At 51.8% G+C, this 15770-nt stretch carries 11 protein-coding genes, 2 tRNA genes and 1 pseudogene; 6 read left to right on the top strand and 8 right to left on the bottom strand.

The features are described from left to right. The first annotated feature begins 3 nt into the window (after positions 1–3). Entirely contained in the window at positions 4–1485 is a 1482-nt protein-coding gene (locus NMD08_RS14665; protein ID WP_151219058.1) for an APC family permease, read from the top strand. Positions 1486–1505: 20 nt separating this feature from the next. Here the strand turns inward: NMD08_RS14665 and NMD08_RS14660 are convergent, their stop codons facing one another. Continuing rightward, on the bottom strand, positions 1506–2204 hold the full coding sequence (locus NMD08_RS14660) for a cache domain-containing protein (protein ID WP_151219059.1): 699 nt from the start codon (positions 2202–2204) through the stop codon (positions 1506–1508). Between the two features lie 24 nt (positions 2205–2228). Next, positions 2229–2954, bottom strand: a complete 726-nt coding sequence (locus tag NMD08_RS14655) for a FadR/GntR family transcriptional regulator (protein WP_151219060.1) — start codon at positions 2952–2954, stop codon at positions 2229–2231. A 314-nt stretch (positions 2955–3268) separates the two neighbouring features. Here NMD08_RS14655 and NMD08_RS14650 point away from each other — a divergent pair, with 314 nt between their 5' ends. From NMD08_RS14650 to NMD08_RS14640, 3 genes are all read left to right on the top strand, one after another. Next, positions 3269–4696: a gamma-aminobutyraldehyde dehydrogenase gene (locus tag NMD08_RS14650; RefSeq protein WP_151219061.1), complete on the top strand. Its 1428-nt coding sequence runs from the start codon at positions 3269–3271 to the stop codon at positions 4694–4696. A gap of 158 nt (positions 4697–4854) precedes the next feature. Next, positions 4855–6747, top strand: coding sequence for an FAD/NAD(P)-binding protein (locus NMD08_RS14645; RefSeq protein WP_151219062.1), 1893 nt, complete (start codon positions 4855–4857; stop codon positions 6745–6747). 3 nt (positions 6748–6750) lie between these two features. Continuing rightward, positions 6751–7959: a cytochrome c gene (locus NMD08_RS14640; RefSeq protein ID WP_252838340.1), complete on the top strand. Its 1209-nt coding sequence runs from the start codon at positions 6751–6753 to the stop codon at positions 7957–7959. 43 nt (positions 7960–8002) lie between these two features. Here the strand turns inward: NMD08_RS14640 and NMD08_RS14635 are convergent, their stop codons facing one another. Continuing rightward, a complete protein-coding gene (locus NMD08_RS14635) occupies positions 8003–9475 on the bottom strand; it encodes a PLP-dependent aminotransferase family protein (RefSeq protein ID WP_370618423.1) in 1473 nt (490 codons plus the stop codon). A 104-nt stretch (positions 9476–9579) separates the two neighbouring features. Here NMD08_RS14635 and puuE point away from each other — a divergent pair, with 104 nt between their 5' ends. Together puuE and NMD08_RS14625 are read left to right on the top strand one after the other, a co-directional pair. Continuing rightward, positions 9580–10842 carry a 4-aminobutyrate transaminase gene (gene puuE, locus NMD08_RS14630; protein WP_210905027.1) on the top strand — a complete coding sequence of 421 codons (1263 nt, stop codon included), beginning with the start codon at positions 9580–9582 and terminating at the stop codon, positions 10840–10842. A gap of 177 nt (positions 10843–11019) precedes the next feature. After that, positions 11020–11432, top strand: a pseudogene (locus NMD08_RS14625) (hypothetical protein); the annotation flags it as partial. Positions 11433–11559: 127 nt separating this feature from the next. Here the strand turns inward: NMD08_RS14625 and NMD08_RS14620 are convergent. The 5 genes from NMD08_RS14620 to NMD08_RS14600 all read right to left on the bottom strand — a co-directional run bounded on the left by NMD08_RS14620 (position 11560) and on the right by NMD08_RS14600 (position 15656). Further along, positions 11560–11636 (bottom strand) — tRNA-Val (locus NMD08_RS14620). A gap of 4 nt (positions 11637–11640) precedes the next feature. Then, positions 11641–11717 (bottom strand) — tRNA-Val (locus NMD08_RS14615). 200 nt (positions 11718–11917) lie between these two features. Then, positions 11918–12400 (bottom strand): glutathione peroxidase, encoded by a 483-nt coding sequence (locus NMD08_RS14610; protein ID WP_151219065.1) that lies wholly within the window; start codon positions 12398–12400, stop codon positions 11918–11920. 266 nt (positions 12401–12666) lie between these two features. Beyond that, positions 12667–13671 (bottom strand): tryptophan--tRNA ligase, encoded by a 1005-nt coding sequence (gene trpS / locus NMD08_RS14605; protein ID WP_370618421.1) that lies wholly within the window; start codon positions 13669–13671, stop codon positions 12667–12669. A 200-nt stretch (positions 13672–13871) separates the two neighbouring features. Continuing rightward, a complete protein-coding gene (locus tag NMD08_RS14600) occupies positions 13872–15656 on the bottom strand; it encodes a diguanylate cyclase (RefSeq protein ID WP_370618419.1) in 1785 nt (594 codons plus the stop codon). Positions 15657–15770: the final 114 nt, after the last annotated feature.

The raw sequence follows: 15770 nt of genomic DNA, 5'->3' as shown, positions 1-15770 counted from the left end.
TATATGGAACAGACACCTGATAAGAAAAACGATAATTTTCAGAACGATGGCAAAGAACAATTCAATCGCTCGATAGGTCTTATTTCAAACTTTGCGTTGGGTTTTACCTATCTGTCGCCGCTTACCGCTGTCTATTCGCTGTTTGCGCTGGCCGTAACGCTGGCGGGGCCGCCGGCAGTATGGTGGATTTTAATCGTTGCATGTGGACAACTTTTAGTGGCATTGGTGTTTGGTGAGGTCGCTTCCCAGTATCCCATAACCGGCGGGCTTTATCCTTGGGCCAGGAGGTTATGGGGCAAGAAATATGCGTGGATCGCCGCCTGGATTTACCTGTGGGCGCTGGTGGTCACCATTACGTCAATCGCGGAATATACATCAACGTTTGTAGAGTCGCTCTTTCACTATGGTCAGACGCCAGCCACGATGCTGCTGACGTCCGTTTTACTGCTGCTTTTGATGATGGCTGTTAATATGTCCGGGACTAAAAATCTGGCCCGGGTCGCAAAAATTGGCTTCTGGTGTGAAATTGTCAGCGTGATTGCGCTGGGGATTTATCTGTTGATTTTCCACCGTTCGCAGCCGTTCTCGGTCATCTTCGATTCGATGGGGGTGCTGGCTCATGATGGCAGCTATTCAACTGCATTTATGTCTGCCGCGCTGATGGGGCTGTTCATGTTCTTTGGCTTTGAGGCCTGTGGTAATGTTGCGGAAGAGGTACAAAATCCAAGTAAAAAGATCCCTGTTGCGATGATTCTAAGCATCGTATTTGGCGCGATTTCCGCGATTATTTCCGTTATGGGTTACCTGCTGGCTTCGCCAAATCTGATAAGTATCGTCAATGGCAAAACGTCCGACCCGATCCCGGCCATCCTGAATGAAGCACTTGGTGAAACCGGTGCAACTGTCTTTATCATTGTTGCGATTGTGGCGATGCTGTCGTGCATTCTGTCTCTGCAGGCTGCGTTAAGCCGTCTTATCTTTTCCTTCTCCCGCGACAAAATGCTGCCGGGCAGTGAATGGATGTCAAAAATATCTAAAAATGGTGTTCCGGATAATGCCATGGTCGTTAGCTGTCTGCTGCCCGTCATCATCTGTGTTTGGGTTTATTTCCAGCCAGACAACCTGTCGCGTATTACCGCATTTGCCGTTATCGGGATTTACATCTCGTTCCAGATGGTAGTGCTTGCCGCGCTACGCCAGCGTCTCAAAGGCTGGAAACCGGCTGGAGAGTGGACTATTGGCGGTTGGGGCGTGATTGTGAATGTGCTGGCGCTGGCCTATGGATTGTGCGGGATTTGGTTGCTGGCACAACCGGCAGACAGCAGCGACTTCATCGATCGTTGGACGGTACTGTTCGGCCTGGCGATTGTTGTTGGCTCTGGTCTAATCTATATGTTCCTGACACGACCGTTCGGACGATCTGCGGCACCGGAAAACGACGCCATTGCTTACGCTAACAAACTCAATGTGGGGCAGGATAACTAAAACTAAGGGCCCTCGGGCCCTTAGTTTTGATAGTGATAAAGGATAAAGTAGTCGCTCTGGTAAACCACGGTGCTGTGCGTGGGGGACAGCAATTCCCCCACGCGAAAACGCGGCCAACTGGAGAAGATAATCCGGTTTTCCAGATTGGTCAGAATGACATAGTCAGGGTGGGGACAGGAAAGCAGTTCGGCTTCAATCTGACTGACCAGCAGATCGACGGCGGCGACGCCAAGAAACTGCTCGTTGTAATAGACCGGCACCGCCGAGGTCAGGGTGTAAGAGATATTGCAGATATAGTCGACGTAGGGGCCGTGGATATACGCTTTTCCCTCCGGAGGTGAGTGCTTAAACCACTCGAAGGTTCTGAAATCCAGTCGTTGCTGCGTGGCCTGATCTAAATCGAGATGGGCCTGGCTCAAGCCATTATCTTTCTTATACCACCATTCCAGCAGCCAATACTCTTTTGCGGTTGCGGTGCTCTCAATATGGCTGGCGAACCCGGCCCCTGAGCAGTAATGGTTGTCACTGAGGGTGCGTTTGATGTGCTGCTGAACGGTCGATCTCACCGACGGATCGAGAACTACTTCTGCGGAGGCCTTTTGCACCCCAGAAATAGCCTCATGGATGCTCCTCGCCAGCGCAACGGTAGACTCTACGGTAGAGGCGGTAATATCATCAATCTTACGAATTAATGCGCTTAAAGATGTCGAAGAGCTCATTGTCTGTTCTGCCTTCACTGATTGTCAGTTCGCGTTATATTTCAACTTTTTTTCAATAAGGTAATAGGTAAACGTGTCGATGATCCTCGTGGCAAGCTGCACCGATTCCGCCTCGTTGTGAGCCGCTAACGCATCCGCCAGCGCTGAATAAAGCGCGATAATCTCCGCATGAACGCTGTCTATGCGATAGAGTATCGCCACCAACGATGCCCATTCTGCCTGCACCTGTAGTTCCTGGTTGGCCAGCCGCGCGGAATGCGAACTGGCGGCTATCGCCAGCAGGCAACGCATATCTGCCTGGGTCATTAGTTCAGGTGAATTTGCCTTTCTGAGCACCTCAACAAACTCGCGAAATTTGGCGATGTCCGCGCTGGTCATTCGTCTGGAAGCCAGCCTTGCGCTATGGCTAATGATGGCACAATGCATTTCACCCAGATCAGAAAGATAATCTGTGCTTATCGCTTTGAACGGATGCAGAGCGTTGTTTTTGCTATCAATCTTTTCGCAAACGAAGCTCCCGCCATTACGACCACGAACCGTATAGATTAGATTATTAGCCCGAAGCGTATTGAGCGCTTCTCTGATGGTAATATGTGAGACGCCCATCATCTTTGCCAAATCAGTTTCGTTGGGAAGTTGTTCCTTTGGCTCCAGCAACCCGGTGATAATAGCGTTTGAAAGGCGTTGCACTATCTGGTCCGAACGACTGACCTGCCCGATAGGCGCAAATATGACCGCGTGAGTAATCATAACTTTTCTGCACTCAATTCCCTGAAACAACGACCATTTCTAACACATGCCCGCCGGGCAAGGAAGGTAAGAATGGCCGAGTTACTTTACATGCCTGTACGCAACTTCACAGCACAAGCGGATGTGTGTCCCGATAACCTCATGATGAGTTGGACATAACGCGTCAGCTCACGATGAAAAGCCTTTTCCTGTAAATGTGAAATCTAAGTTAAAAATGCGAGCCCTATCATAGTGTCAATGTTGCGTATTTGAAAATTTTTTACAATATATATATTACATAAGATTCTTTATGTATTAACCGGCAGGAGAAAGGCATGAAAACCCTGAAGCATTTCATCAATGGGCAATATGTAGCAGGCAGCAGCCAAGATACCTTCGAACTGGTAAGTCCGGTCGATGGCGAAACGTACGCATTATCTCCCAACGCTAGTGCGGCAGAGGTGGAGCAGGCCTACTCGGCGGCGGAGGCGGCGTTTAGCATCTGGAGAAAATCGACGCCAGCACAGCGGCAGAAGGCACTTTTGTGCCTTGCAGATGAGATAGAGCGAAACGTTGAGCGACTGGTAAACGCGCAGAGCCAGGAAACCGGTCAGCTCCGTCATTTTATTGAGAAGGAAGAGATCGCGGCATCCTGTGATGCCATCCGCTTTTTTGCCGGCGCGGCGCGCTGTCTTGAAGGGAAGGCAGCAGGAGAATATTCCGCCGGGTTTACCTCGACTATCCGTCGTGAACCGCTGGGTATTGTTGGACAAGTGACACCGTGGAACTACCCGTTCATGATGGCAGTATGGAAGATTGCGCCAGCGCTGGCGGCAGGCAACACGGTCGTGTTAAAGCCAAGCGATACAACGCCAGCCAGCACGCTGCTGTTGGCTGAATTGGCTGCGCCGTTGTTCCCAAGAGGAGCATTTAACGTCGTGCTGGGCAAAGCCAATACTGGTTCGCTGGTGGTCTCAAACCGGAAGGCCTCGCTGGTTTCGATTACCGGTTCGGTTCGCGCGGGTCTGCAGGTTGCTGCCTCTGCAGCGGCGAATCTGACTAAAGCACATCTGGAATTGGGCGGAAAAGCGCCCGCAGTGGTGTTTGCTGATGCGGATATCGACAAAGCGATTGCGACGATTACCACGGCAGGTTTTTTCAATGCCGGACAGGACTGCACGGCGGCTACGCGTATCCTGGTCGAACAGTCCATCTACGCTGAATTTCTGGAAAAGCTGATCCAGAAAACGAAGAGTATTAAATTTGGTCCACCAGAGGATCAGGATGCGCTGTACGGCGCATTGAACAGCAGAAACCAGCTCGAGCAGGTGAAAGGCTTTATTGAGCGTTTACCGGCACATGCAATAGTTGAAACCGGTGGGCGAGCCGGGCCGGGGCCGGGTTTCTATTTTGAGCCGACGATCGTCTCCGGGTTGCATCAACATGATGAAGCAATACAACATGAATTATTTGGGCCGGTGATGGCTATTCAGTCGTTTTCAACTGATGAAGATGCGTTACTCAAGGCTAATGATGTGGAGTATGGTCTTGCTGCCAGCGTTTGGACCAGCAACCATGGTCGTGCCCAGCGTTTCAGCATTGCCCTCGATTTTGGCACGGTATGGATTAACAATCACATTCCGCTGTGCGCCGAAATGCCGCACGGGGGGTTCAAAAAATCGGGTTACGGGAAAGATCTTTCATCTTATTCACTTGATGAGTATACCCGAGTGAAACATATCATGTGTGATATCGCTGAATAGCGGTTAGCAGGAAGTTCATCAATTATTATGATTCTAAAAAACGGGATGAAGAGTTAAAGCCAGTGAGGTCGTCGGCTGTATCGCTTTATTAAGATGAAGGGATATATCTCTTATTTGGTCGTATTTAGGGCAGTGTGTAGCAATAAGGAAAAAAGTAAATGGCAATTACCAGACGTGATTTTCTGAACGGCGTCGCGGTGACTATTGCTGCGGGGCTTACTCCGCTGGAGTGGGTCAGGGCGGCAGGAAAGAGCAACGCATTTATCGATGGGAGTTATTATCCGCCGGCACTCACCGGGCTGCGGGGAAATCATCCAGGATCGTTTGAAATGGCGCATGCGCTAGGCCGCGAGCAGAAGCATTTTGATTTAAACGCTCTGCCCGTTGAGGAAGAGTACGATCTGGTGATTGTGGGGGGCGGGATTAGCGGGCTGGCTGCCGGGTGTTTCTGGCGACAACTTGCCGGGCAAAATAGCCGGGTACTGATCCTCGATAACCATGACGATTTTGGCGGGCACGCCAAACGTAATGAATTCACTCACTCGGGCAAAAAATTACTCGGTTATGGCGGCAGCGAAGCATTCCAGTCGCCCGCGCATAATTTCAGCCCTGAAGTACAAAAACTGATGGAAACCATAGGCGTCAGCGTCACGCGGTTAAAAGAGAGTTTTGACGTAAACTTCTACCCCGACTGGCAGCTCAGTCGCGGGGTTTTTTTCGATAAAAAGAATTTTGGCGAGACAAAAATCGTCAGCGGCGATCCGGGGCGCGCGGTATCAGATGATATTCCGCCGGACAGACTAAATGGCCGGAAAATTGAAGACTTTATCAATGATTTCCCACTCAGTGAGAACGACAGAAAAGCGCTGATCGACCTGCACGTGCATCCAGGCGACTATCTTCCCGGTATGACGGTCGATGAGAAAATGGCATGGCTGGATACCCACAGCTACAGTGAATTTTTGGCCACAAAAGTCGGTTTGAGCAAAATGGCGCTGCTCTATTTCCAGCAGCGTTCCAACGACTTCTTTGCCATCGGCATTGAGGGTATCTCCTGCAGCGATGCCAGGGCATGCGCATTACCCGGCATGGAAGCGCTGGGACTACCGCCGTTGGACGGAGAATCGCTGGCCGATCTCGAAGAACCGTATGTCTACCATTTCCCGGACGGTAACGCTGGCCTGGCCCGACTGCTCGTCAGGTATATGCTGCCGGATGCGCTTCCGGGTAACACGATGGAAGATTCTGTCCTCACAAGACTGCATTACGAAAAGCTGGATCTGCCGGAAAACGCCACGCGCCTGCGCCTGAACAGCACGGTGATTAATGCGGCTAATGTACAGGATGGCGTGGTGGTGACCTATCTGCGTGACGGCAAAATGCACCGTGTGCGCGGCAAAAATACCATCATGGCGGGTTATAACATGATGATCCCTTATCTGGTGCCTGAGATGCCTGAACAGCAGCAGGCGGATCTCAAACTAAACGTGAAGGCGCCGTTGGTGTATACCAACGTGGTAGTCAAGAACTGGCAGGCGTTCAAACAGCTCGGCGTACATGAATTTTATTCTCCGGCGGCACCTTACAGCCGGGTTAAGCTCGACTATCCGGTTAGCATCGGAGGGTATCAACATCCGGCCTCACCGGACGATCCGATGGTTATTCACATGGTTTATGTGCCTACCTATCCGGGCAGTAACTTGTCCGCCAGAGAGCAGTTCCGTCTGGGACGAGCCTATTTGCTGGGGACCACATTTGCGGCGCATGAGGAGATGATTCGCGCCCAGTTGCAGGAAATGTTTGGTTCGACAGGCTTTGATAATCAACGCGACATCTCCGCCATCACTGTTAACCGCTGGGCGCATGGTTATGCGTATTACGCCAACTCGTTGTTTGATGATATGGATAAAATGCCAGAAATTATCGAGCGTGCGCGTCAACCAGTGGGCCGCATTGCTATCGCCAACTCTGATTCTGACTGGAGTGCTTATGCGCACACAGCCATCGATCAGGCATGGCGTGCGGTTAACGAACTCAAGGATATGGGGTGATTTATGCGTAACGTAACCATTCTTGCCGCCTGTTTATTTACCGCCTCGGTAAGTGCTGCTGAATCTAGTGGTGAATATATCGCGCGAATTTCTGACTGCGTGGCTTGTCATACCGCAGAGGGTGGTGTTGCGATGGCGGGGGGTAAAAAGTTTCCCACGCCGGTGGGCGATATTTTTTCGACCAATATTACTCCAGACAAGACGCAGGGTATTGGTAATTATTCATACGCGGATTTTGAAAAGGCCGTACGTCAGGGAATTGCTAAAGACGGTCATCCGCTCTATCCGGCTATGCCTTATCCCTCTTATGCGAAGTTGTCTGATGAGGATGTACAGGCGCTGTATCGTTATTTTATGCATGACGTTACGCCGTCGGCACAACCCAATAAAGAGAATGCCATCCCGTGGCTGCTCTCCGCCCGCTGGCCGCTGCATATCTGGAACTGGCTGTTTACCGATGCGCCCGCGACGGCTGTAGAGAGCGCGAAATCAGAGGGCAATGCTGCCTTGGTAAAACGGGGCGCTTATCTGGTGGAAGGTCCGGGACACTGCGGCTCGTGCCATACCCCAAGAGGCATGGCGATGAACGAAAAAGCCTATACCAATGCTGATGCCGAGTATCTGAGCGGCGCGATGATCGACGGCTGGTATGCGCCATCGCTGCGGGGCAGCGGAATGTCTGAGCAGGCGTTAAAATCGCTGTTACTGACCGGTAAAAGCAAACATGCCGCGGTTTCTGGTTCGATGGCTGAAGTTGTTACGCAAAGTACACAGTATCTGACCGACGAAGATGCCACGGCGATCGCGCAATATCTGCTGAGCCTGAAAAGCACGAAGCCCGAAACGGTGCGCGCGGCGGCAACCACGGCGTCGTGGTCGAACTCGTCCGAGGCGGGCAAAGTAATCTATAACCGTTACTGCTCCACCTGTCATGGCCTCGAAGGGAAAGGTACGGATGATAATGCGCCTTCGTTGATCAATAACCCGTTGGTGATGGTTGATGACCCAACGCCGCTGTTCAGAGTGATTGCCCATGGTGCAGAAACACCGACTACGCGTGGCAGTGTCTCCTTTAAGATGCCAGCCTACGGGGGCGTGTTAAGTGACAACGAAATGCGCGACGTGATTAATTACGTGCGCAAAAGTTGGGGAGAAGGGAATAGTGAAGTAAGCCAGCAGGATCTGGCTGGTGTGAAAAAAGCATCACATTAAACAGCATGCCCGATGATTGTAATTTGTCGGGCGGATAAGGCACTTAGACGGCGTTTACTCTGATAATACCTACCAGTCGGGTAAACGCCGCCGCCATTTCATGTTCTTCAATGCTGGCAAATCCCAGCAGCAAGCCGCTACGTTTGTCTTCATCCACATAGTAGCGTGACAGCGGGCGCACCAGTAGCCCTTGCGCATTTGCCTGTTGGGCAATCAAAACATCATCGCTCCCGGCGGGTAATTGTAAAATCATGTGCAGCCCGGCGTTGCTGCTGAAAGAGCCTAGATAATGCTCACCAAGCTGGCGGTTGATAAGCTCAACCAGCATTTGACGCCGACGGCTGTACAGCTGGCGCATTTTTCGAATGTGCGCGGCGTAGTAACCCTCGCGGATAAACTCCGCCAGCGCGGCCTGAATCAGCAAATGCCCGCCACGATAGAGGTCGTTATGGACCTTCTTTAGCGGCGTGGCTAACTGTTTGGGTAACACCACATACCCGAGCCGTAGCGCGGGATAGAGTGTCTTACTGAATGTTCCGATGTAGATCACTGGCGTCTCTTCCTCCAGTCCCTGCAATGATGGAATAGGCTGGCCGGAAAAACGAAACTCGCTGTCGTAGTCATCTTCTATTATCCAGCTTTGTGTTTCACGGGCGCGAAAGAGCAGTTGTCGACGGCGACTGAGACTCATAACCGATCCGAGCGGATATTGATGTGACGGTGTCACAAAAATAAGCTTTGGCGCGGGTTCGCCTGATTCCGGTGGGACCATACCTTGTTCATCCACTGGAATCGCCGAAAAATTAACCGCATTGATGCGCAGAATATTCTTGATTCCCCAGTAGCCAGGCTCCTCAATCCAGGCGTTATCACCCGGGTTGCATAAAGTACGAGTCACCAGATCCAGCGCCTGGTGAATACCTTCAGTAATCAGAATCTGCTCCGGTGAACACCGCACGCCGCGGGCGGTGCGCAGATAGTCTGCCAGGGCTTCTTTCAGCTCATTCACACCGCCGGCGGCATCGTAAGTAAGAAGCTCCGGGCGCAACCGTCTCGCCAGCCGATCCTGAATTTTTTTGAGCACCCGGTGAGGGAAATGCGCTACATCAGGTACGCCTGGAATGAAAGCACCCCACTGACGGGGACTGGCGCTGGCATGACCTAACAGCTCAAGGCAGCGGTCAGATAACCGGGAGCTCTCTTCCGGAACAGCACCAGGCGCTTTGTTGGGATGCAGGTCCAGATTGTCCAGCACGCTGTCGGTGACAAATGTTCCGCTGCTGGTGCGCGCGGAGATATACCCTTCGGCTTGCAATTGCTCGTAAACCCGCAGGACGGTATTGCGCGATAGCGTCAATTCGCCTGCCAGGTCGCGCGACGGCGGCATTCGGGTAGCCGGTTTCAGGCTACCTTCGAGGATGCAACTGCAGATGGCGGCATACAGGCGACGATGCAGTTTTTCATCCGTCTGTTGGCTAAATGCCTGCTTGATCACATCTCCGGCAAGTGAACGCATTTGGATCCTTAAAATAAAACGATTTGGCTCTCGATTAAAGTACCAGACGGCGTCTAAATTTAAAGCGTAATTCAACCCAAATATGTTTATGACAAGGTGTGAGAATGAACAATAAAAACCTGCAACAACGTCGTCTGGATGCCACCCCGCGTGGGGTGGGCGTGATGTGTGATTTTTATGCCCAGTCGGCAGAAAACAGCACCATTACGGATATCGAGGGCAATCAGTACATTGATTTTGCTGCCGGGATTGCCGTGCTGAACACCGGACACCGTCATCCTCGTCTGGTGCAAGCTGTTGAAGCACAGCTTCAGGCTTTTACTCATACGGCTTATCAAATCGTCCCATACGAAAGCTATGTGTCCTTGGCTGAGAAAATCAACGCCGTCGCACCTATCGACGGCAAGCGTAAAACCACCTTCTTCACCACCGGGGCTGAAGCGGTGGAAAACGCAGTAAAAATTGCCCGCGCGTATACCGGCCGTCCAGGTGTTATCGCGTTTGGTGGGGGTTTTCATGGGCGTACTTACATGACGATGGCGTTAACAGGCAAAGTGGCGCCGTATAAAAAAGGTTTCGGTCCGTTCCCGGGCTCTGTATACCATGCGCCGTATCCTTCTGCGTTGCAGGGGATTTCCACAGCGGATTCCATCAAAGCGATTGAGCGCCTGTTCAAAGCTGATATCGATCCAACCCAGGTGGCGGCGATTATTTTTGAACCTGTCCAGGGCGAAGGGGGCTTCGTAGTGGCACCGGCGGAGTTTGTGGCTGCCATCCGCCGTATTTGCGATGAGCATGGCATCGTGATGATCGCTGATGAGGTGCAAAGCGGATTTGCCCGTACCGGCGAGCTGTTTGCAATGGATCATTACGCCGATAAAGCGGACCTGATGACCATGGCGAAGAGCCTGGCTGGCGGGATGCCACTGTCAGGGGTAGTGGGTAAAGCAGACATTATGGATGCGCCTGCGCCGGGTGGTTTAGGCGGTACTTACGCCGGGAACCCGCTGTCGATTGCAGCGGCCCATGCGGTGCTGGATATCATTCGTGATGAAAAGCTGTGCCAGCGTGCGGCGGCTCTCGGAGAACAACTGCGTGCCACTTTGACAGATGCGCAAGCAGAGTGTCCTGAACTGGCTGAAGTGCGTGGCTTAGGCTCGATGATTGCCGCTGAATTCTGTGATGCTGCGACGGGGGAACCCAGTGCGGCCGTGGCACAACGCGTGCAGAAGAAAGCCCTTGAGCAAGGATTGCTGCTGCTAACCTGTGGGCAGTATGGCAACGTTATTCGTTTCCTTTATCCACTGACGATCCCGCAGGATCAGTTCGCCAGAGCGCTTGATATCATCAAAGTGGCCACCAAATAGTAGCGCCGCACACTATTAATGAAAGCCGACAGTAGCTCTTGCCGTCGGTTTTCCTTCGTTCGCATAAATTGATCCACTTCGTGTGCATTGCAGTAATTTTCGGGAATGGGTTGCCAGTTTATTCGTTATGTAATTTAATACATATCGATTTTTACTCCTCTCTTCAGATGGTATCCCATGTTAAGTCTCCGTTCTTTTGCGCTGGTATGTGCCAGCATGTTGTTCGCGTTTGCTGCCCAGGCCGACCGGACGATCACCGACCAGCTTGGTCGTCAGGTGACCATTCCTGATCGCGTCGATAAAGTGGTCGTGCTGCAACACCAGACGCTGAATATTCTGGTCCAGCTCAATGCGCAGCAGGACATTGTTGGCGTGATGTCGAGCTGGAAAAAGCAGCTTGGGCCTGAGTTTGCGCGCTAAAACAGGGTATTCGCCTGATTGCGGACGTCGTAGGGCGTAAACCGCAGGCCGAAACCTTAATTGATTACGTTTTTGCGGCGCGGACAAAATTCAACGCACCAGTCTCAAACATCCCGGATGCGCAAAAAGTCCGTATTTATATGGCTAACCCCGACCGCGCTGAACACGGCGTTTAGTAGGTTTTAGCGCATCGTTTATTAACAGCATTATGCGGACAATTAATTGAACTGAAGGATAAAAACAGAAGGTTTATTGAGGAATAACTATGGGAAGCAGCACCAAATCATTGAGATAATTTGGTGCGTCCGAGTGGACTCGAACCACCGACCCCCACCATGTCAAGGTGGTGCTCTAACCAACTGAGCTACGGACGCAAGATGGTGCGTTCAATTGGACTCGAACCAACGACCCCCACCATGTCAAGGTGGTGCTCTAACCAACTGAGCTATGAACGCAACGTTGTAGGTGACAACGGGGACGAATATTAGCGGCACAGACCGAATGAGGCAAGAGGGAAATAGCATTTTTCTTCCTGATCTCACGCGATTGCAGAGTAATTAAGCAAGTTGACTATATTTTGTTGATTTTGCAGCGTGTTTTTTATTCAGGCAGCAAGCAGGTGCATAATGTGAACGGTTTTGAATGACTTGAGCGCTCAGTCTTTTAGCGCTGCAAGGATCGTGGCTTCTATTTTCTCTGGGGTCGTGAAGGGGGCAAAACGTTTAAGCGGCTTGCCGTCACGCCCGATCAGGAACTTAGTGAAGTTCCACTTGATCCGCCCACCCAGCATGCCGGGTAATTCGTCTTTAAGGAAACGAAACACCGGATGTGTAGCAGCGCCGTTGACGTCCACTTTCTCAAACATTGGGAAGCTCACACCGTAGTTGATGTGACAGGTTTGAGCGATTTCATCGGCTCCACCAGGTTCCTGCTTACCAAACTGGTTGCAGGGGAAACCCAGCACCACCAGACCCTGCGCGGCGTACTTCTTGTAGAGTGCTTCGAGGCCTGCATATTGTGGCGTGAAGCCACAATGGCTGGCGGTATTCACCACCAGCACCAGTTTGCCAGCGTAATCGGCCATCGAGATGGGTTGGCCATTGAGACTGGTGGCAGTGAGTTGATGAAAGGTGGTCATACCGGAATCCTCAAATATGGTTGCATTACTCATATTGCCTGCGGGTTACAGGCTTCGCTTCGTGACTTGTTATTATGGTAGCAACTGCCAGATTAATAAAATGACTAAGTTGAGAGGAAGGGAAAGGATTTTTCAACGGGTTAAGGGCGATTAATCTTCACTCTGAATTTTGCTGATAAAACGTGGATAAGATTCTGAAAACTCCCGGCGAAGGTAACTCGTCGGGAGCTGTCTTTATTTATTGAGCCAACTGTAACAGGTCGAGTTCAGAACACCGGCAAACCCAGCCCTAGCTTCACTTCTCTTAATGTCTGATGTGTGACTTCATGCGCCTGTTCGCTGCCTTTTTTGAGCATCGCCATCAGCATGCCTTTATCCTGGATGTAAGTTGCGCGCCGCTCGCGCATCGGGGCAATAAGCTCTTGCAAGCACATCTCCAGCTCGTTTTTGCATGCACGGTCGCCCAGCCCGCCGCGCTGATAATGCGCTTTCATCTCCGCGACTTTTGCTTTATCCGCATGAAAAGCATCGAGGTAAGTGAATACCATATTGCCGTCAATCTGCCCTGGATCGGACACTTTTAGATGATTGGGATCGGTGTACATCGCGCTGACCGCATGATGAATGGCCTCTTCGCTGGCGGACAAGAGTAATGTATTGCCAAGCGATTTTGACATTTTGGCATTACCGTCGATCCCCGGAAGACGGCTGGTTTCACTCAGCAGCGCTTTACAATGCGACAAGACGGGGGCAGGTAACAGACTATTCATTTTATGCACGATTTCATTGGTCTGTTCAATCATTGGCAACTGATCGTCGCCAACGGGAACCACTTCGGCTTTGAAGGCTGTAATATCTGCCGCCTGGCTGATGGGATAAACCAGAAAACCAACCGGTAACGAGCGGGCAAACCCTTTCTGCGCAATTTCGTTTTTGACCGTAGGATTACGCTCCACGCGAGCCACGGTGACGATGTTCATATATAGCGCGGTCAGCTCCGCAAGGGCAGGCAGGGCCGATTGCAAACAAATAGTGGTCAGTGAAGGATCTATTCCTGCAGCAAGATAATCGGCCAGCACTTCGGGAATATTGTCGCGGATCTTTTGCGGTGTGCTGCCGTTATCGGTCAGCCCTTGGAGGTCAGCAACTAATACAAACTGCTGATAATCGTGTTGCAGCATGGCGCGCTGACGCAGCGAGCCAACATAATGACCGAGGTGCAACGGGCCGGTAGGTCGATCGCCAGTGAGGATAATGGTTTTGTTGTTCATATAAGACTCCTTAGTCATAAAACCGAAAGGGGTCTTCAAATGCAAATAACCGCCTTTCGGCGGTTATCTAAAATGGGGAAAACACATTCTGACCGCCTTTAAGAAGGCAGCCACCACAGGTTGTGATTAAAAGCGGTGATATCGTGTTTTGTGTTCATTGAAATAACATATCACCGCCTGGCATCGAGGTAAAGCCATGTTCAGCTCGCTTCCAGCATGCCAAAGCTCACGATGCGCGAACGTCCCAGCTCTTTAGCGCGATACAAGGCCACGTCTGCAGCACGCAGCAGGTTGTCGCTCTGGGCGTGCTGAGGATAGCTGGCTACGCCAATAGAGACATCGACGTGACCAATTTCAGAGACGCCAAAGCGCAGCGACAGTTCCCGTACACCGTTATAAATATCCGTCGCAAAGCGGTTGGCGGCCTGCTCATCCGTATTGGCCAGCAGCACCAGAAATTCCTCACCGCCATAGCGGAAAGCCATGCCGCTGTCGTGGACCACGCGCTGAATAGTCGTGGCGATACTTTTTATCACGCTATCTCCTGCCTCATGACCAAAGCGATCGTTAATATTTTTAAAATGGTCGATATCGATCATCAGGCAACTGATCGGCTCCTGGTTGCGTACGGCCTGGCTCATCTGAGTGCGTAAGGAATCTTCCAGATGATGACGGTTGCGCAGACCGGTTAGCGGATCGTAGAGCGCTTTCTCAAGCAGCGCATCGCGCAGGCGCTGGTTGGCTAAGGCCAAACCGAGTGCTTCCGCCATCAGCTCCAGATACGCACGCGAAGGAGCTGACTCATTGCTGAGATTCTGGAATGAAAGCAGGCCAATGGCTTCACCCTGGGCAATCAGTGGCACGCACAGAGTATGTTGCTGGCATGATTCCGGCAGATGGTAGCAGGCGATATCGGGTTCGCCTTGCACCGGCGGATGGCTCTGACCGCGGCGCACTGCCCAGCACTCATCCGGATGGAAAGCATCTGCTTTGCCCTGCGGTGAGAGCCATTGTGCAACGGAGCGCATCTGCCAGGGCTCCCGGTCAAGAATGTAAAGTCGTCCAGCAATACCTGGGGCAATATTCGGTGCAAACAGCTCAGCCACATTGATGACATCAGCAAAACTCTCGCAGCCCTGTAAGCGTTGTGTCATACGCGCCAACAGTTCGCGAATTGCCCAGTCAGCGTCTCGTTCTTGCTCCAGCTGTTGCCGTACCAGGCCGTTTTCGCGAAAAATGCGGATCGCCTGCGCCATATCGCCGATTTCATCAATCTGGTTAAAGCTTGGCGTCTCAACGGCGTAATCCTGCGATGCCAAACGGTTGACCACATCGCTCAAACGCACGACGGGACGCAGTACACGGCGTTTTAAAATAAAGCCGAGGACGAACAAAAATAGCAGAGCCGTAAGCCCAACCATCACTTCAGAGGCCGTACGCAGCTTACGCGATGTTTGGGTTGCATCTTCAATGGCATTACGCACGCGGTTGTCGAGCAACTGGCGGAAATGGTCTATGCGATCCTGAGCTCGCTCCAGTTCCTGTTCATAGGCTTTCCCGTACAGCAGGGCGATGGCCTGCGACTCTTCTCCACGCGCGACGCTGGCAAGCGCCGTGGCCTGCTCATCCTGCAGGGCATCCACAATCTGCAGCCCTTCATGCAATAGCGCCAGCTCTTCATCCGTTGCCCCAAGGTCTTTTAGCTTCGACAATCGCTGTTCAACCGCTTTTAGCGACGCTTCTTTCTGGCGGTAGGTGTTAAGTGCTTCTGAATCTTTTGCAATAACATATTCGCGTGCCAGATCTGATAGAGACCAGGCGTCAAGCTCCACTTCTTCGGTCAGTTGATCGAATTGATAACGCTGCTCCACCACCTGGCGTTCGGTATTATCGGCGCTGGAGGCCATCAGCATGACAATGCCGGAGGCGATGGTCAGACATACCGTCGCGCTATAGGCCCAGTTGGTAATTGTGGCTATTCGCACTGATGAGTTCCTTTTGCGACGATTAATGAATAAGCATGATTGAAATTATAGGAAACGTATGATTTTGCGTGAAAACAAAAGGCGGCCCTGAGACCGCCTTTTGTTATCGTCCAG

Origin of the sequence: Citrobacter meridianamericanus, assembly GCF_041320245.1 — a bacterium.
In the GTDB taxonomy this organism is placed as follows: Bacteria; Pseudomonadota; Gammaproteobacteria; order Enterobacterales; family Enterobacteriaceae; genus Citrobacter; species Citrobacter meridianamericanus.
This window is presented reverse-complemented; position numbering and strand designations above follow the sequence as displayed.